Source organism: Mucilaginibacter sp. SG538B (genome assembly GCF_013376065.1).
Lineage (GTDB): Bacteria > Bacteroidota > Bacteroidia > Sphingobacteriales > Sphingobacteriaceae > Mucilaginibacter > Mucilaginibacter rubeus.
In genome coordinates, this window is sequence record NZ_JABMJI010000006.1 from 309,213 (window position 1) to 329,117 (window position 19,905).

Genomic DNA, 19,905 nt, shown 5'->3' on the forward strand with positions numbered 1-19,905 from the left:
TGCTTCCTTTTCCTGGGAGCATGCGCTGCGTTCGGTTTTTTTTCATCATGGGTTTAATTAACAGTATAATTGGTTGCACGAATAGTCATCTCTTAATGACCATTCGAGAGATGCAAAGTCTTTGAAAAACACAGAAAACAAAAGGGGCTAACCAGCAAAAAAGAGGGGACAAAAGGGAAATTTTTAGTTGAAAAAAGCACTTAGTGGATAAACCACAGCATATTGCTCCAGGGAGGCAATCATCTAATGAGAAAGCGTTTTGTAGCACTTATAGTCTTCAATTGCCACCGGTTTCCCATTCAATTCGCATACCGGGCAACTGGGCAATGTAAGGCCAGCGGTTAAATGAACTGCACTTCTTGTAGTAATGATCGCGTTGAGTTACACTGTACCAGGGATTAAAGGCGTTGATTGATGATGCCAAGCTGAAAATAGCCAGTACAGATAAAGCCAGGTCAGCATCAACTATGCGGACGGGCGGAAGATCGCTCCAAAGGGTACAATGGAAGCGTTGCCAGTGGAAGACGGCATCGTATCCCGTCTTGGAAGATCGGTGGAGGACATACTATTACACAAAGTTATTCGGTAAATACCGCTGCTAATGCCATCAGGCTTTGGGTGATAAGTACTGCTATTACCGGGGCCTCACAAAGCTCGATTTATCCGACCGGAAGTCCTGCGGCGGGCATACAGGCGGTGCATTTGCTTCAGCTAAAAACTAAGTGATTAAAAATATACCTTTTACGTTATAAAGAACGTTAATGCCCTAAATAATACGATTGGGGCGGCCCGCGATACTCAGAAAATTGCCAACCTGTTGCCGGGAGTGAACCTCAGGCGGAAGGTTAAGCAGCACTCTGAAGTGACCTTTCTGAATGCAAATTCAGGTTAGTGCCCAGCCCAGATTTCCTGAACCTCTTCCAACGATTTTCCTTTGGTTTCGGGAACCATTTTATACACAATCACTAAAGAAAAAAAACAACACGCCGCAAAGAACCAGAAGGTGACCGCCGGCCCGATTGAATTTAAAAACATAGGGGTTAGCTGCCCTACAATTGTATCCGCCACCCACATGGTCATGATGCTTAAGCCTAAAGCCCGGCCTCGGATTCTTGTTGGATAAATTTCGGATGCGATAACGAATTTCAACGGGCCTATCGAGAACGCGAAACAAGCTAAAAATAGGATGATGCTAACAACTAATGCAAGGCCGGTTGTAGCACCTGTATAAAAGCAAGCCCCGGTAAAAAGAAGGCAAATCGTGGCGCCTAAAGCGCCGGCTATATATAGCGGTCTGCGCCCCATTTTATCAACTTTCCAAATGGCTATTAGCGTAAAAGCGAAGTTAGCAATGCCAAATATGATCTGGCTAAGCAGGGCGTTGCTGATATTGATGCCTGCATCGCTCAATATTCTGGGGCCATAATAAATAACGGCGTTAATACCACTGAACTGAGAGAACAGCGGAAGCAGCAAGCCAATTAGCAATGGTTTACGCATAGCTGGTGCAAATATCTCGCGGTAGGTGCCTATGTCACGGCTTTGGGTGTTCTTTATCAATGTTACGTCTTTTAGAGCCGTTGCATAGTCGGTTACTTTTGAGAGGACGGCAATGCCATCGTCGGTTTTTCCGTTTTGAATAAGCCAGCGTGGGCTTTCTGGTACAAAGCACAGACCAACAAAAAACAGCAGGGCAGGGATGGCGCCCAGGCGAAGCATGCTGCGCCAAACTTCTTTAACCATCACCAGATCGATAATTGTACCTAAGTAACTGCTCTTATGGTGTAATGAAAAATTAAGTAAGCCGGCATTGGTAAGGTAGGCTACAAGAATGCCCGCGGTGATAGCCAGTTGATAAAAAGTTACCAGGCGGCCGCGTATCCGTGCCGGGGCAATTTCTGATATGTATAGCGGTGCCACAATTGATGCTACGCCAACACCCATACCGCCCAGCATCCGGGCTAAGATAAGCAAGGTAAAGCCCGATGACAAGGCCGAACCCAGGGCAGAAAGCAAGAAAAGCACCGCCGATAACATCAGCATTTTTTTACGGCCTACCCGGTCGCTTAAGTCCCCCGAAAAAGCTACACCGATAATACACCCGATGAGTGCCGATGATACGAACCAGCCTTCGGTAGCAGCCGATAGCGCGAACTGGCTTTTCACAAACGGGAGCACACCCGAAATAACGGCCATATCAAAACCAAAAAGCAGGCCGCCTAATGTGGCTATAAGGGTTACAGCGGTTAAAAACAGGGCGGAGGTTTTGGTTTCCGGCGATAGTTTTTGTTTCATAGCGATTTTATTTTTCGATGCGTACAGTGATTATTCCTTTTGCCGAAATCTTAAAATTGTTATCAAGCGCGGCCACCTTTTCTTCGGTCAGATTGCTTTTCCAGATCTTTATCGTCGCTTTTGCTTTTGGAGTGATGTTCACTTCGCTATCGCCGGTGCTCACTATCTGCGCAATAACGCCATTGCCATCATCGGCAGGTTTTATGGATTCTACATAGATCTGCTTACCACCGATATTAAAAAACAGTTCGTCATCCTGATTATCCGAAGCGGAAACTACTAATGGCTGATGATTATTAAGGCCAAACCGGTTGGCATCAAAACTATCGTATCCTAAGGCGTGTGAACGGAAGATATAACGGAAGGTGGCCGGCCCTTTTTCCTGCTCGGCGCGGAAATTGGTATGCCATAAGTTGTTCATTACCCACGAATAAATCTTTGGCGACTGCGCCGTGAATGTTAGCCACTGCGGCGCGTGATGCAAACCACCAAGCAAATCGGCAGTTGTGATCTTGCCTATCTCAAACAAAGGCGCATCCGGACTTGACCAGGTAATACCGAACGTCGAGTTTGAAACATCAACCCAGTGCTGCATGGTAAACCAATTTTTATTGGCGTTAGGGAGTTGGTCGGCTTCGGCAGCAGCACTTCCCCACGGAATACTATAACGTACCTGCGCACCTGGAACACTAAACGGAAACGCGAAGTGAACGCTCTCTTTAGAGCGAATACTTTTCTTATCAATGGTATTGATCAGCTCAATTTTATCAAGCCCGTTAACCAGCCTGATTTCGCGGGTTAAGCCATAGGCTCCAGGCGCTTTTGAGGTAACCAAAAGGCTCACCACCAATGGCCCATCTTCTTTAATACTAATGATGGCGTCGGTACTTGTTTGCTGGCGCTGCAGCGAATCGCCGGGCATGTAAATGTATTTGTTAAAACCGGTGCTATCCACCAATACCTGTTTTTTGCCACTCTCGGTCTTTACCAGTTTGCTTATATCGCCGGTTTTACTGTCAATTGTGACAGTGTAGATGCCGTTAGCCAATCCGTTTAACGAAATGACAGCTTTGCCCTTTGCAAAAGCTTTACCACGGTTAATAGTGTACGTTTTTTTACCAAACGCCGGTACCCCTGTGGCAACAAAAGCCAGCTCGCCCGAGCTTAAGCGTTGCGATGGGATTGCATTGCCTGTTGCATCCTTAACCAGGTCGCCTGCTTTGCTTAAACCGGCCGGTACATAAACAACATCGGTGCGCAGCCACGACAGGGTGTTGTAAACGTCTACCTTATTTGCTGCTGCGGTTTTTACAGCCAATATCAAATTGCTGAGCGAATCGGTTTGTTTTTGGGCGCTTAGTGCATAGCCTTTTTTAACAGTCCACTCGCTTTTAACTTTTGCATCTTCGGGGTCGCTAACACTATTATATGCGCCCCAGGTGTGTTCATTGTAAAGCAGCAGGTTTTTCCAGGTGTCGTCAAAATCATCAACAGGGTAGCCTGGTTTATTACGGATGGCCCAAAGGGCCGATGCCTGTTTTAGCTTGTCAGATGTTTGGCGGCTGATGGCTGTTTCTTTCGCTGCTGACGACACGCCGTCCGTCCAGTACTCAGTATAATCGCCGGTGAACGACGGGATTTTGTCTTGATATTGTTTCTCAAAATCCTGGAAAAATTGTTTTACCGAGGTGATCACCAGTTTTGGCGAGGCAAAATGCTCGTTCCAGCTTTTAACAGCATCGGGAAGTTCAGGATCGATAGGAGCATTATCGCTCATAGCCCAGGTTAACAACGACATGTTATACGGAAAGTTATTTTGTTCAAGGCCGCCGAGATATTGGAAAAGGTGCGGGTTTAGAAAATTATCCGATGGGTGACCAGTATAAAAAGGTTTAGGATCGTCTATAGTAAAAAAATTAGGGATCCTGGTTCCTTTTAGCGCATAGCCTATCGAGTAAGGCTGGCATTGCCAGAACAGTAGTTTTTGTTTACCCGATGGCGAAATCCAATAAAATGGTTTATCCTGCCATTTGGCAAGGTTGCCTATCCTGTCGGATGCGTTTGGGCCTGATAAAAAGTATTTGATCCCGGTTTGTTCGCTTTGCGCAGCAAGGCCCCAACTGGCGCCCGGCACATCGCCCTGGAACATGGTATGGATCTCAACCCCATTCGCCTTAGCCAGTTTTTGCGATTTGGCGAACATTTGCATCAACTGGTAGGAGTCTGTCATGCTGGTGTTGATATTACCGTAAGCACCATCCAAATTAATCCATCCTTTTTTCACCGCGTCCCAAAAGCGTTCTTTTTTAGCTTCATCTGCCGCTTTCAGGTAATTATCAACTACCCAAATGGCTTCTGTTGTCCATTTATAGCGGGCTTCCACTGGGTAATTGGCTGTTTTTTTAGCCAGATCAATAGCCTCATCAATATTATCCATGTGCAGCTTCAAAACCTTTGCCTGTGTGTTGGTGTAACCGATATCTACATGCGAGTGAGGGAGGATATACATGGTCCAGTTGTTACGGGCCGGTTCAACAATGCAGCGGGCCATATAGGTTTGCCCGCCGGAATTTAAGATAACCGTAACCTGTGCTGCCGAAGTTATTGGCGAGCCGGGAAGCGGAAGCTCAAATACATCAGTGCCCTCTTTACTGGCCGGTATTATAACATGATCGGTTATGCCATTGAAGGAAACGGTGGCCTCTGTGGCTGCGCAGTTTTTACCCTCATGAAATAACAGCCGGACCATTCTGCGGGGCTCGCCCTGGTAATTGATATAGGCTATTGTTGGTTGCAGGGTGATTCCATTAAAATGCTTACCACCTGTTTGCGCCATTGCTGATGTGCATATGGAAATGAATGCCGACAGGATGGAAAAAATCTTATTCATAACTTAGAAGGTTTTAAGAGGATGCGTTTTGAGTTTGATTTAAGCAGAGATATTAACAACATTCGTCTTTAACAAAAGCTTTGACAACCTTAACCCTTGTTTTGCCTGTATTTTTAAGTGTATAGCTTTTAACCGCGGCCGGAATAATAAAGGTTTCGGCATAATGAATAACCTGTTCACGATCGTTAGTGATCACTGCAATACTTTCGCCCTCAACCAGGCTCAATACATGGCATTGGTTATTGGTATCTTCAGTTATCTCGGTATCAAACTCAAAGCGCTCAATAGCGTAAAAGTGCTCAGGATGAGTTGATAGGTTAATGATCTCCCAGTCATGGCCTTTTTTTAAGGTGGTTTGTTTGGAGATGAGGGTTTCCGTCACTACATCACCTTTCCTTTCGAAATTGAGGTTTTCAAAGGCCCGGTCGATATTCAGCGTTCGTGGATTTCCGCTTAAATCGGGACGGAGCCAGTCGTACATTTTAAAGGTAAAGATGTACGGCGTGGCGCTGATCTCCAGTACCATATTATTTTTGCCCGAGCAATGTACCGTACCATTCGGGATCAGGAACAAGTCGTGCCTGGTTGCCGGGAAGGTTTGTACGTAGTCTTTGATCTCTACCGGTTCGTTTTGCTCAAAGCTGTTCTCTAAAACGCTCCTGAATTGTTGTTTATTGATATTTTCCTGGAAACCAAGGTAAACTTCGGCGCCTGGTTCTGCATCGAGGATATAATAAGTTTCATCCTGTGTAAAATCTTCGCCGAAGTTATTTTTAATGTATTCAACAGAAGGGTGGCATTGCAATGAAAGGTTGCCACCGTCAAAAGTATCCAAAAAATCAAACCGGATAGGAAAGGCATCGCCAAACCTGGCTGCCGCTTTGCCTAAAATGGCTTCGTTATCCAGTAACAGCAAGGTATCCAACGATACCTCTAATATATTGTTGCCGCTTTGCAGCAGGATGCCGTTCTCCGGGGCGATAAGTTCAAATGACCAGGCATAGTTTACAACATCTTTGTTCAGGCCATTGATGTTGTTTTTAATCCACTGGCCTCCCCAAACCCCGGGCTCAAACCAAGGTCTGGCCCTAAACATGTGGCTGGACATGGTTTTAAGTCCGTTTCTTAATGTATCGCCAGTTGCCCACGATATTTCATTGATCCTTTGCTCATCGATGATTACATCTATGGCAGGCAAAAGCTGTTTTTTATGTTTATTGAGTACCGGCCAATCTATAAAATAAAAACGTTTGTATTGATTTTTGGGATCGGAAGGCAGCTTTTCGCCAAGGTTGCAGATTGTGTTGGCCCTTGACCGGAACTGGATCTCATTTTTAGGAACATCGATATATAGCAATGTACATTTCCATCCGGCAAGAGCGGCACCCGCACCATACAATATGTTTAATTTGTTTGGTTCGGGTTTAAGACTTTTGAGCTTTTCGACATCAAAAAAATCGCTCAGCTCCCCATCGTATAGCTTACCAAATAACGGGTCATCGCCACCATCGTAATTAGCGGTTATTTCATGAATAATGCTTTCCGGTTTTAATGCTTTATTTACATTAATCCAATTAGCCTGGATGTTTGAAGCGGCAAATTCATCGTTCAGGTTGCAGATAAGTACATCCCAATATACGCCCGAATAGCCATCTATAACAATATCATGGTTGCATGCAATGATCCAATTGGCTAAGGCTTTATAGCCGGTATATATTGGCCCGGCAATGTCGAAAGTGGGGTAAATGTCATACTCCTGCCTTTTCGCGGCTTTCTTCAGATCCGGAAGCAGAAACTGTTTGGTGTTCCTCATCGTTTCGATATTAACCGCGTTCGATAAAATAGATTTATTCATGCACTAATATGTTGTAATGTGCAAACATATTTTATTTCATTTATATTTCAAATAAGTCAAAAAAAAATAAATTTAGGAACTGCGCCTGCTTTCTACCGTATAAACAAAGCTTTCGGCTTTATAATAGCCCAGGTTATACTCCATCGGCCGTTCGCCCTGATCGTAAACAAACCGTTTCCTGATCAAAACAGGACTGCCCGGATCTATTTCCAGTTTACCTGCTACGAATTTATCGGCCGCCTTGGCGCTTATTTCTTCCTTTGATAGGTCTGCAACTACAGAATGCTCACTCTCAAGCATTTCGTAAAGTGGTTTCTTGAAATCTTCTTCGCCCGTAAGCCCGATCCGTGGATGAAAATACGAAATAAAATACACAAAAGCTTCTTCGGAGTTTCCCCTTAACCTTTCCATTTTCAAAATTTTCTTATCTGTTTTGATATCGAAAAAATTGGCTATATGATCTTCCGGAAAGACCCAGCTAATATGAAGCTCGTAATTTTTTATAGGGATGCTGCGGGCTTCCATCTCCTGTGTAAAGCTCAACCAATTCATTGATTTGGAGCTCATTTTGGTATGGGCCACTTTGGTTCCGAGCCGTTTTTTTCTCACCAGCAGCTCTTCATAAACCAATTTGTTAATAGCCTGGCGTAAAGTGGTGCGCGATATAGCTAACTTTTTAGCAAGATCAACCTCGTTAGGCAATAATTTACCGGCCTGATATTCAGGCTCGCGGATGAGCTCTCTTAGCAGGTTCTCTGCCTGGATATGTAAGGGTATGGCGCTTTTATGATCGATGGAAATTTTCATAATGAATTAAGTGGCAAGGTAATAATTTATCAGGAAAACGGCAGGGGGCGGCATGTAGTGGTATCACCTTTGGAGGAGGAACATCTACGGAGCAGAAAAAGGTTGAATTTTTTTATAATACGGTTTTGGGGTTCAGTAGCAGCTTCCTTTACTAAGGTAATTTTCTGACCTCTGTTCATTTTTTATCATAGTTAATAAAAAAACTTTGGAAAAACTTTGGAATATAATATTATGACACTATGTTTGTACATACTATAACAATCTGTCTCCATTTCTATCTGGTAAGGCAGTAACCTAATTACATATTTACCTGCATGAAAAAACGTTTACTCATTTCTACGGCATTGTCTTGCTTTATTTTTTCCATTGCCGGAGCACAACAGTCCTCCAACAAAGCTTTGGCAGAGAAAATTCTTGCCGATATCCGGCTTGATACAGTCCAGGCGAAAGCTTTACAACTGTTATCCGGTTTTTCTGCAGGTACATCCTACAGTGAGGTGTGGATCCGCGACTTCAACACTTTCATCAATGGCTCATTAAAAGTACATCCCAAAGAAGAAGTAAAAACCAAACTATTGATGTTTTTCCGCATCCAGGGCCAGGGCGGGGATATTGTGGATGGTGTGGTTGACAGCGCTAAAGCCAGTGTAGGTTATAAATATCGCTACTCATCCTTATTACCGGGTTGGGCAGCGCATAAAAACACGGTAGAGACCGACCAGGAATCGTCATTGATCCAGGCTGTGAAAAAATACATTGATTTTACCGGTGACCAATCTATTTTAAACGAGTGTATTGGTGGTAAAACGATTTTGCAACGAATGGAGGAGGCGCTGGCCTATCTGCATAAAGATCGCTGGTCGGAAAAATATGGTTTGATAACCGGGGCCACCACTATTGACTGGGGCGATGTGCAATCCGAAAACGGCTGGGGCGTGGCCATTAATGATAAAACCAAATGGGCTTTGGATATTTATGATAACGCCATGTTTGTGAAGGCAGTTCAAGATTTCCTTGCGATGGCACCCCGAGGCTATAAAGCCCAAACTGATTGGAAGATCATTGCCGCAAAGGTCACTGCCAATGTTCGTAAATACCTTTGGGATGCTGCCGCTCAAAAATATATCCCGCATATCTACCTTAACGGCAGCCCTTTCTCTTCGGATTTTAATGAAAAAGAGATCTTATACACCGGTGGATCCATATGTGCTATCATAGCAGGGTTTAACACTCCGGCCGAAGTTTTGGAAATAAACAAACAAATGCTTGCAGCCGCGACTAAAGAAAAGCATGCCACTATCGGCATTACAGTGTATCCTCCTTATCCTGAAAAGCAGTATCCAAACATGAAGCCTTATAATTATCAAAACGGCGGCGACTGGACATGGTTTGGCGGACGAATGATAGCACCGCTCATTATCTATGGTCGCCCGCAGGAAGCTTACGCGGAGTTGTCACCGATGCTCGACAGGATGCTTGCCAACAAGGGCTTTTTTGAATGGTATGATGTACAATCCGGCGCACCAAAAGGTTCGGGCGATTTCAGGGGTGAAGCAGGTGTTTTATATGATGCCATTACGGCACTAAGGCAATGGGCCGCTAAAAACCGGTAGCCTGCCAGCCAATAAGCTGACATAAACTAAAGTAAACTATAATCCAAATTCATGAAAAAAAATGATGCCATAAAGGCAATCCGGACTTCTTTGCCCTTTCTGAAGGGCAACTTCCGGCCTTGCGGCGGTTATAAACCGCCATGAATGCTTCGCAGAGAAGTGTTCCTATAATTACCAGTTTAAAAACAACCTACTAAACAATGTTATGAAGAAAAATCTTATCTACTCAATTCTGCTCACCTTGCTGTCGCTGCATACGATGGCGCAGGTTAAGATCAGCGGCAAGGTAACCGATGCTAAGGATAATTCAGCTTTACCTGGTGTAAGTATCAAAATAAAGGGCACCCAGGGTGGTACCCAGACGGATCTTAACGGAAATTACTCGATACAGGTAACCAGTGCCAAACCTGTATTGATATTTTCATATACAGGTTATGCCAGCCAGGAAATATCAACCGTTGGCAAAACTGTCGTTAACGTGCAGTTAGCTGGCACGTCCAGCGCCCTTAACGAAGTTGTGGTGATCGGCTACGGAACTGTTAAAAAATCGGATCTTACCGGCGCTGTTACCGGCATCAAAGGCGATCAGTTAAATGATAAACCCGTGGCTAACGTAACCCAGGCCCTGCAAGGCAAAATAGCCGGTGTGGAAGTTAGTGTTAACAGCACGGCCCCCGGCGCGGGCGCTAAAGTACGAATTAGGGGTATCGGATCCATCAACTCCAATGTTGATCCATTATATGTGGTGGATGGTGTGGTTGGAGTTGATCCAAACTCTATCAACCCGCTGGATATAGCCTCGGCCGAGGTGTTAAAAGATGCTTCGTCCACAGCTATTTATGGTTCGCGTGGTGCCAATGGTGTAATTATGATCACTACCAAACGTGGCCGTACTGGTGCTGCAACTATTACTTATGATGATAACTTTAACGTAAGCGAATTGTATCGCCATTTACGCACTTTAAATTCGGCCGAGTTTGTTAAAGTTTACAATGAATCATTCGCCAACGGTCAAAAATTTGACCCGGCCGGAGGGGTATGGGCACCACCGGTTGCATTAAACCATACCAATTTCCCTAAGCTTTTTGACGCTAATAATAACCCAATTTATGATACCAATTGGGAAAAGGAAACCTACAAGCCGGCGTTTTCTCAAAGTCACCAGTTAAATATTCAGGGTGGCAGCGAAAAATCGCTTTACAGCTTATCGCTTGGCTATTTTAACCAGAATGGTCTTGCGCCAACATCGGCCTTTAAAAGATATACCATCAAAATGACAATGGATAACGACCTGAAAAGCTGGTTGAAAGTGGGCGGCAGCATCAACCTCATCAGCAGCAGGCAACGTTTAGTTACCGATGGCAACGGTGGCCTGAACGTGCCAAGGGACGTATCAGAAGAGGTGCCAATAGTACCTGTTAAATATCCTGATGGCACATGGGCAGGTAATTATGACATTGCCGGTCTTGAGGGCGCGCCAAACCCGGTGCAGGTTGCCAACGAGCGTTACACGCTTAACAATAACCTGCAAATGTTAGGTAACATCTATTCCTTGTTCCACATTACAAAAGAGCTGGATTTTAAAACAGATTTCGGCTATAACTTAAGCGCTCAAAAAAATAACTTCTATTCAGCAGGCGATCTGCCGCATTTATCGCAGGATCAGGGAGGTGTAGCTAATGTAAACGCTTATAATAATTACTACTGGCAAACAGAAAATTACCTTACCTGGAACAAAAAGATCAACGAAAGGCAGCGTTTTACCGCTTTGTTAGGTATCTCGTTCCAGCAACAAGGGTATGCCCGGGTACGCTCAGAAACGCAGAATTTTATTGATGATATTTTTCAGTACCACTACGAGCAGGCAGGGTCTGTAAGGAGCGCCAATGAAACGCAGGATGAAAAATCATCATTAAGTTCATATTACGCCCGTTTAACTTACAATCTGGATGAAAAATACCTGTTTACCGCAACCGGCCGGTACGATGGCTCATCGCGGTTTGGGGTGAATAATAAGTACGCATTCTTCCCTTCGGTGGGTGCCGCCTGGCGTGTATCGCAGGAGAATTTCCTGAAGGATAACCATACCATCACCAACATGAAATTGCGGGCCAGTTACGGTACTTCGGGTAACCAGGAGATAGGTAACTATCGTTCGCTGGCACAGATCCAGCCGAGCACCACGGTTTTGGGTGGGGCTGCTCAGTCAACATTGTTGCCAAGCTATATTGGTAACCCTAACTTAAAATGGGAACGTTCTGTTCAGTTTGATGCCGGTTTGGAGTTAGGTTTATTTCATGATCGTGTAAACCTTAACCTCGATTATTATAACCGCACCACTAAAGATCTGTTGTTGCAGGCCCCTATACCATGGTCTGCCGGTGAAACCAATGCCAATGTATATAAAAACGTAGGATCAGTGCGTAACTCCGGTGTCGAGGTTAGTCTGAACACCCTAAACGTTAAAACTCCCGATTTTGAATGGAGCACCAATTTTATATTCACTACCAATAAAAACAAAGTTTTAAAACTAAATGATAACGGCGCGGACATCTTCCCAGGCCCTAATTTCCTCGGTCAAAACTTTGTGATCAGGGTTGGCGAACCTATCGGTTCGTTTTATGGTATGACAAGGCTTGGTACCTATAGCACTTCGGCCGAGGATGTAGCCGAGGCCGCTAAACACAGCTTAAAGCCCGGCGACAGGAAATATATTTACAATCCGGATGGCAGTAATTATTATAGTATCATCGGCCGCGCTTATCCTAAATGGACTGGCACCTTCAGCAGCAGCTTCAGATACAAAGCTTTTGATTTTTCGTTCGATATCCGATTTGTTCAGGGAGTAAATACTGCCGCCAACTTCAAACACTCGGTTGAGGACAGGCAAACCCTTTCAAACAGTTTGGCCACCGTGCTTAACGCCTGGACACCTAATAACCAGAACACCTATATTTCGCAGGTGCGTAACTACAAATTCGCGCAGGATTCGCATTTCGATACCTGGTGGGTTGAGGATGGCTCGTTTATTCGCGGCCAAAACTTTACGTTGGGCTATACCTTGCCACAGCTGGTGCTTAAAAAGCTTCATGCCAATCGTTTCAGGATATATGCAAGTGTTCAAAACGCGTTCATCATAACCAAATATACCGGTTATGACCCGGAGGTGGATACCTTCAATTCAAGCTACGGGTCGAACGGTTCGTTCTCGCAGAATTTAGATTTCTTCTCAAACCCTCGCCCCCGAGTATGGAACCTTGGTTTACAGGTAACTTTTTAAACAGGGGTAGAGGATCGATTGATAGTTTAATTTAAATTATATAAAAATGAAAACCATAAAAAATATAATGCTTGTAGGGGTGGTGTTGTTTACATGCTCCTGCAAAAAGTTTTTGAAGGAGGAGCCTACCAGTTTCCTTACGCCCGAGTCGAATGTATCGAGTGTTAAAGTGGCCAGGGCTTTTGCCAATTCGGGTTACCAAAACCTGCAGGGCTTTTTATCTGGCCAAAGTGGCTCGTACGGTGGTAATACCTGGAATTTGATGGAATTTATGACCGGCAAATCGGGCAGCGACCTTGGGCAAACCGGTTACGTAAATTACCAGAACCTAACTTATAGCACCACCTCATTTTATTTTGATACCTGGTGGCAGCAAATGTACCTTGGTATAGGTGCCTGTAACCTGGCCATTGGTAAAATACCTGCTATCAGCGCCCCCGGCCTTACCGATGAGGTAAAAAATAACATGCTTGCCGAAGTAAAAACCCTGCGGGCGCTTTATTACTTTCAGTTGGTACGTATGTACGGCGCGGTGCCAATGGTTACCGAAACGCCTAAGGATCTTAACCTGAATATCCCGCGCACCGCGGCTAAAGATATCTATGATAAAGTGATCATCCCCGATCTGTTAGCTGCCGAAAAATCAACGCTGCCATGGAAAGACAACACGGGTAAAGTATCTATGGGTGCTGTTGAGGCCTTATTGGCCGATGTGTATTTAACGTATGCAGGTGCCGCGATCAATGGTGGTAAAACATTCTACGCCGAATCGGCCAAGCGCTCGCTCAATGTGATCCAGAATGGTGGTTATACCCTGTTTCCGGAATATACCGATATGATCAAACCTGCAAATAAAAATACAGGCGAATTTATATTCCAGGTGCAATATGCGGCGTCGGTACCATCGTCAAATCCGCTTACACCGCTTACTATTCCGAATTTTTCGGGTGTTTCGCAATACTCAGATGAGTATGGTTCGGTTTATCCTACAACTCAGTTTTTAGCATCATTTGCTGCCGGCGATAAACGAGTACAAGAAAAGCAATTCTTTTACTCCAGCTATACTAATACAAAAACGGGCAAAAAAATTACTTTCCGCAGCCCCTATATCTACAAGTGGTTTGATTCTACCGCAGTTAATACCACGTTAAAATCTGATCTTAACTACACCCTTTACCGTTTGGCCGATGTTGAGTTGATGTACGCCGAAGCATCAAACGAAGCCGAAGGTGCACCAAATGCCATGGCTATTTTGATGGTTAATAATATCCGTGCAAGGGCTAAGCTGGCCCCGATAGGGGTATTGACCCAATCTGCATTTGAGCAGGAGGTGTGGTTACAGCGGTATTTTGAGCTCTGCTTTGAAAATAAAATGTGGTTTGATATGCTCCGAACCCGCAAAGTTCATAACGATGTTACCGGTAACTGGGATAATTTTATAGGCCATAAAACAGTATTTGGCGCCACGTTTACCGATAAACAACTGCTGTTCCCGCTGCCTAAACAGGAAACAGATGTCAATCCGAAGTTGTTACCTAATAATCCGGGTTTTTAAAGGGAAAGTAATCTGAAATTTATTAATAAGAAACAGCAAAAGGCCGGGCAAGCGGCCTTTTGCTGTTTGTGGGTTAACCAACAACCTCTGTTTAAACCAACTTAGAGGTTTCTTTCGGATATATTTAATATCCGGGATTTTGTATTAGTAAATTGTTCTTGTTTACTTCATCGCGAGTGATTGGCCTGAAGTAAAGCGCGTTGTTCCAGGCCCTGTTTTCCAATACATTATATTCGGACGGTGTGTAGCTATAATCATAAACCGATGGGTCATAATGGTAAGGAGAGGATTGCGTTTTTCCCGATTTGAATTTTCCGGTAACAGTTACTATGGTTACCTTCCTGCCTACGGTTTCGTTGGCTATCAGCCATCTTCGTACATCATGATATCGCTGTTCTTCATAGGCCATCTCAATCCGGCGCTCATGACGGTATATGTTTCTCAGGCTTGTTTGACCTGTGGCGGTAACCGCGGGCATACCAACCCTGAAGCGGATCTTGTTTAACCATTCTACCGCCGGGCCTGTGTCACCGAGTTCGATAGACGCCTCAATATAATTCAAAACCGCTTCTGTATATCTGAAAAAAGGCCAGGGAATAGTTTGCGGCATGTTTTGATCAATGATATTAGGATCCGGATCGGTAAATTTATGATAGTAATAGCCGGTGTAGGTACCGTTCCAGTTTTCTAACGAACTGTTGCGGGTGTCCAGTCCGCTGAAAGATGTTAGTTTGCCGCTCACCATCAAATCATAAGTGCCGGTTTGAATTTGATTGGCGGGGTCAACATTGCCGGATACTTTATCGCGGGGTTTCCAATCCGAGCCATCGTACAGCACCGTTGCATAAAATCGGGGGTCGCGGTTTTTATAGGGATCAGCTTTTTCTAATGGGTTCGACCAACTGAATGGAGTGCCGTCCTGCATATCATAATCATCAACAAGTAAGCCAATCGGAGAGTTTCCGCCCCAGTTATGATAACCGTTAGGCCCGTTGTAAAGGTTTGGTGTTACGGCATAGTTTGGCAGCAGGAAATACTTTGCAAAGATGATTTCCGAAGCCCCGGCGGGGTCAATATTGGGCGCTTTACTACCTCCGCCCATTGCGATACTCGCATAGTTAATAGCACCCTGACTGGCTGAAACAGGAGCTGATAAATTTAGTTTATAACCGGTGCGCGGATCAGCATCCATTACCGCCTTTGCCGCGGTTTGTGCCAGGCGGTAACGATCGGCCTGGTTGCCGCTTGTGTAACACAGCAGGGGAAGGGTTTGATCCGGAATACCACTAACTTTTGCCGTTAGTTTAGCTTTATCATGCAAGTCACTCGCTGCATAAAGTAATACCCTCGATTTAATGGCCAGGGCTGCAAGCGCCGTAGCACGACCTTGCCCCATTGTTTTACCGGATAATAATTTGTTCGCTTCATCGCAATCTTTTACAATAAAGTTTACACACTCCTCGTAGGTATTACGCTTTACCTTAAGGTCGTCGGTAATGTTATATACTTTGGTGATGAGGGGGACACCGCCGTAAAAGCGTAATAATTGCTGGTAGTAATAGGCCCTCAAAAAATAGGCTTCACCTAAAAACTGGTCTTTTTTGGTCTGGTCGGAAATGCTGTTTTTGCCGCTTACAATTCTGTCGATGGCCGTATTACAGGTCCTGATATACAGGTACATCCTGTCCCAGTTCCACGAATCGTCGATCCAGCCGGTAGTAGTGGGGCTAACATTGCCCGTATTGACGATATCGATACCTCGTCCGGTATGGTTAAACAGAGATTCGTCGGATACGGAGGCGAGCATTTGCTCAGATAATCCACCGTTTATCAGGCCTTTATAGGCATCGTTCATATAGGCTTCGGCCAAAGTCGGGTCGCTCCAAACCACATCAGCAGATAGTTGGTTGGGTGGAGCAACATTCAGGAAATCCTTTTTACAAGCCGCGCCCATTATCATAATGAACACCAGCAGATACAGGTTTTTATTTTTTAATGTCGTTTTCATATCAATTCCTTTCATAATGCGTTTTCTTACGCTCCTTAAAAAGTAACTTTAACACCCATGTTAATTACCTTAGCCTGCGGATAATACTGTCCGCTGGTATTGGTAGATTCGGGGTCCCAAATTTTGATCTTATCAAAAGTGGCCAGGTTGATGCCATTAGCGTAGATCCTCAATGAATTGAGCCCCAACTTTTGGATCCATTCTTTCGGAAGCGTATAACCCAACTCCACATTCTTTATCCGGATGTAATTGCTGTTGATTACATAATAGCTATTGTCTGACGCGCTGGAAGTGAAGTAGGTAGCGCCGCTATTAGAGTCAGATAACCGCGGATAAAGGTTGTTAGGATGATCAATACTCCAGCGTTTTTGATATGACCATTCCAGGTAGTTACCGATACTTCCTGATTCGGTCAGCCCTATTTTTTGTAAGCCGCCGGTAGCTCCCTGAACCAATACGCTTAGGTCAAATCCTTTGTAACCCAGGTTGATGTTCACGCCACCTGTAAAGGTAGGAGTGCCGTTTTTATCCATCCGTATTTTGTCATCACCATTAATTTTACCGTCGTGGTTTACATCTTTAAATTTCATATCTCCGGGCCTTAAGCTCGAGTTTGAAATTCCTAATCCGCTGTAGTCAAGCTTATTGGCGTCGATATCTCCCTGGTCTTTAAAAACGCCGTCATATTGGTATAACAGCCAGGCATCTGTTGGATGATCGGTTGCTCGCTGCCAGTCTGGCGCGCCCGGGGTTTCGTCAAAATACAATACTTTATTTTTAGCATATCCGGCGTTTACACTAACGCTGTAATTAAAATCGCCGGCGCGGTCACTGTAATTCACGCTGAAATCATACCCCGAGTTTTTCAACCTGCCGAGGTTAACAGGAGGGAAGTTGTATACAGGGATACCTGCGCTTCCCGGTATCGATCCGGTTTTAGGCGCCAGCACATTTGAGCGGAGGTTATAAAAATAATCGAACGTTACTGATAACCGGCTGTTTAAAAAGCTTGCTTCAAGGCCAACATCGGTATTGTTTGCAACTTCCCAGGTAAAATCATAATTAGGTACGGTGCCTTCATAAACCGTCGCAACGGGCTGTCCGTTAAACATGTTATTGCTGGTTGCCAATAAAGTTAGGTATTGGTACTCTTTAAGCGCACCGCCATAATATGCTTCGGCCCCCATCCGGCCCCATGAGCCCCTTAGCTTCAAATTATCGACAAAGTGAATGTTGTTTTTAAAGAAGCCCTCTTCCGAAATGCGCCATGCTGCCGTAACACCCGGGAAAAAGCCAAACCGGTGGCTGGGCGGAAAGATATAGGAGCCATCTACACGCCAAAGAAATTGCGCGATATATTTTTCTTTATAGTTATAATTGGCAGAACCGAAATAGCTTAAGCGCGCACTTTTAAATACATCATTGGCCCCGTTTGATTGTCCCAATTCCTGGCCAAATGATAACTGCGGGATTTGCGAGGATATAAAGTTGGTTTTAAAAGCTGTAAAGCCGCTGCTATTAGCAGTTTGGCGCTGTACACCGGCCATTAATGAAACCGCATGACCATTAAAGTTCCTGTCATAATTGATGATGCCGGTTAAGTTTATATCCAGCTCATTAATGTTTTTTTCTGTAAGATTTGGTGTATGAAACTGGTCAGGATAGAAGTTTTTAACCTGCAATTGCGGGCTGCCATCATTATTTAAGGTAGTTTTATCCCACGAATACAATTCATATGGTGTTCTCCAGGTACTTTGCCTGTCCCAGTATTTATCCAGCGACGCTGTACCGGTTAATTTTAGGCCTTCTACGCCCGGCAATTTAATTTCTATTTTACCGGTAGTCTGCAGGTAATCTTTAGTGTTTTTATCATATCCGGTTTGGTTAGTTGTAGCCACAACCGGGTTAATACCGTTTTCAATATCCGGACCGGCCGAACCGTTGGGCCAAATGGCTACATCCGTTGGCCTGCCACGCATAATAAACCTGAAAATGTTGGCGGCACTCACTGTTGGGTAGTTAGGGTTTTCTTCCCTGCCGGTAACATTTAAACTGGTGGTGATATATTTACTAACTTTAGATTCTACATTGATTCGCAAATCGTACTGCTTGTATCTGGTGGCCGAGTTCTTATAAAAACCGTCCTGGTTTAAATAGCCCAGCGAAACAAGGTATTTGGTATAGTCGTTACCGCCCGTAACCTGCAGGTTGTGCCTTTGTTGCGGCGACCATTTTTGAAATACGGTGCCAAACCAATCGGTATTGGGATATCGGAGCGGGTCAGATCCATCCCTGAATTTCTGCATAGCCTCCGGCGAAAAAGCAGCGTTTATGCTGCTGCCATCAGGCCGGGTGTACGTGCCTGTGTTTTTTAAAGCTTGCCAGGCATCGTTCCAGTTGCTTTGATTTAAGCCCGAATTGAATATTTGTAATTCGTTCATGATCTCGGCATATTCCGGTGCGTTTGCCATTTTGGGTACACGGGTAGGACGCTGCAAACCATAATAAAAATCATAACTGAATTGTGGCTTACCCGATTTACCTTGCTTGGTAGTAACCAAAATTACACCGTTACCGGCCCTTGATCCATATATTGCGGCTGATGCATCTTTCAGGATTGATATACTTTCTACGTCGTTAGGATTGATCCTGTCAATACCACCTGCACGTCCCGGTACCCCGTCAATTACAATCAGCGGATCTGTGTTACCGCCTGATAAGGAGTTGATACCGCGGATGCGAATAGTAGAGCCATCACCACCAGGTTCGCCGCTTGATTGGATAGCAACTACACCCGACAGGCGGCCACCAAGAGAGTTAGAGAGGTTAACAGAGGCTGATTTGGCCAGCTCCGAGCCCTTTACATCTGATACCGCGCCCGACACAACGACCTTTTTCTGCGTGCCGTAACCAACCACAACAACCTGGCTCAGATCTGAAGCCAGAGGAACAAGCTTGATATTATCGAGGTTCTTTTTCGCCGGTACTTCCAAAGTGGTAAATCCCACGAAAGAGATAACCAGGATACCATCATCCGGAACATTGCTTAACGTAAAACGCCCTTCGGTATCGGTTTGTGTACCTAAACTTCCGCCTTTTAATTTTACCGATGCACCCATAAGGGGTTTTCCGGTCTCATCAACAACCTTTCCCTTGACGGTGATCGGCGGAGGAGCGTTTTCCTGCTCAGCTGTTTGAGGATAAGTTGCTCTCAGCAAAATATTTTTACCGGTGATCTTGTAGCCGATCTGCGCGTTTTTAAAACAGGCGGTCAATGTTTCCTCGATCGAGGCGTCTTTAACATTAACACTGATGGACGTATTCACCAGGTTTTGATCGGTATACAGAAAAACATAACCTGACTGGTTTTTAATCTGGGATAAAACTTTTTCCAGGGGGGTATTTTTTTCGTTTAGACTGATCTTTTGACTATAACTTTTAGCGCTTGCATGTAATAGCGTAATTATTAGTAGGAGGGTGGTTAGTTTCATAACCATAATAAGTTTATGGACCAGTGAGCCTTTTTTAGGGCATATCACTGTCAGGACACCTGTAAAATTCATTACATTTGTTAGGTTTGAGGTTAACACATAAGATAATAC

The 19,905-nt window shown here is 44.6% G+C and carries 10 protein-coding genes; 3 read left to right on the top strand and 7 right to left on the bottom strand.

The window, feature by feature from the left end; genetic code table 11:
• Positions 1 to 277: 277 nt before the first annotated feature.
• The 5 genes from FHW88_RS26945 to FHW88_RS26965 all read right to left on the bottom strand — a co-directional run bounded on the left by FHW88_RS26945 (position 278) and on the right by FHW88_RS26965 (position 7,847).
• A complete protein-coding gene (locus tag FHW88_RS26945) occupies positions 278 to 424 on the bottom strand; it encodes a hypothetical protein (protein ID WP_176628661.1) in 147 nt (48 codons plus the stop codon).
• Between the two features lie 464 nt (positions 425 to 888).
• Positions 889 to 2,295, bottom strand: a complete 1,407-nt coding sequence (locus tag FHW88_RS26950; protein ID WP_176628662.1) for a sugar porter family MFS transporter — start codon at positions 2,293 to 2,295, stop codon at positions 889 to 891.
• A gap of 7 nt (positions 2,296 to 2,302) precedes the next feature.
• On the bottom strand, positions 2,303 to 5,185 hold the full coding sequence (locus FHW88_RS26955) for a glycoside hydrolase family 38 C-terminal domain-containing protein (RefSeq protein ID WP_176628663.1): 2,883 nt from the start codon (positions 5,183 to 5,185) through the stop codon (positions 2,303 to 2,305).
• Positions 5,186 to 5,237: 52 nt separating this feature from the next.
• Positions 5,238 to 7,040 carry a class I mannose-6-phosphate isomerase gene (locus FHW88_RS26960; RefSeq protein WP_255485458.1) on the bottom strand — a complete coding sequence of 601 codons (1,803 nt, stop codon included), beginning with the start codon at positions 7,038 to 7,040 and terminating at the stop codon, positions 5,238 to 5,240.
• Positions 7,041 to 7,112: 72 nt separating this feature from the next.
• The gene (locus FHW88_RS26965) at positions 7,113 to 7,847 is read right to left on the bottom strand and encodes a GntR family transcriptional regulator (RefSeq protein ID WP_176628664.1); all 735 of its coding nucleotides are present in this window, start codon (positions 7,845 to 7,847) and stop codon (positions 7,113 to 7,115) included.
• Positions 7,848 to 8,161: 314 nt separating this feature from the next.
• On the opposite strand from FHW88_RS26965, the gene FHW88_RS26970 reads away from it, so the two are divergent.
• From FHW88_RS26970 to FHW88_RS26980, 3 genes are all read left to right on the top strand, one after another.
• Positions 8,162 to 9,460 carry a hypothetical protein gene (locus FHW88_RS26970; protein WP_176628665.1) on the top strand — a complete coding sequence of 433 codons (1,299 nt, stop codon included), beginning with the start codon at positions 8,162 to 8,164 and terminating at the stop codon, positions 9,458 to 9,460.
• A gap of 205 nt (positions 9,461 to 9,665) precedes the next feature.
• Positions 9,666 to 12,740, top strand: a complete 3,075-nt coding sequence (locus tag FHW88_RS26975; RefSeq protein ID WP_176628666.1) for a SusC/RagA family TonB-linked outer membrane protein — start codon at positions 9,666 to 9,668, stop codon at positions 12,738 to 12,740.
• A gap of 46 nt (positions 12,741 to 12,786) precedes the next feature.
• On the top strand, positions 12,787 to 14,295 hold the full coding sequence (locus FHW88_RS26980) for a RagB/SusD family nutrient uptake outer membrane protein (RefSeq protein WP_176628667.1): 1,509 nt from the start codon (positions 12,787 to 12,789) through the stop codon (positions 14,293 to 14,295).
• A 124-nt stretch (positions 14,296 to 14,419) separates the two neighbouring features.
• Here the strand turns inward: FHW88_RS26980 and FHW88_RS26985 are convergent, their stop codons facing one another.
• On the bottom strand, positions 14,420 to 16,303 hold the full coding sequence (locus FHW88_RS26985; RefSeq protein ID WP_176628668.1) for a RagB/SusD family nutrient uptake outer membrane protein: 1,884 nt from the start codon (positions 16,301 to 16,303) through the stop codon (positions 14,420 to 14,422).
• Between the two features lie 35 nt (positions 16,304 to 16,338).
• Positions 16,339 to 19,794, bottom strand: a complete 3,456-nt coding sequence (locus tag FHW88_RS26990) for a TonB-dependent receptor (RefSeq protein ID WP_176628669.1) — start codon at positions 19,792 to 19,794, stop codon at positions 16,339 to 16,341.
• Between the last annotated feature and the right edge of the window lie 111 nt (positions 19,795 to 19,905).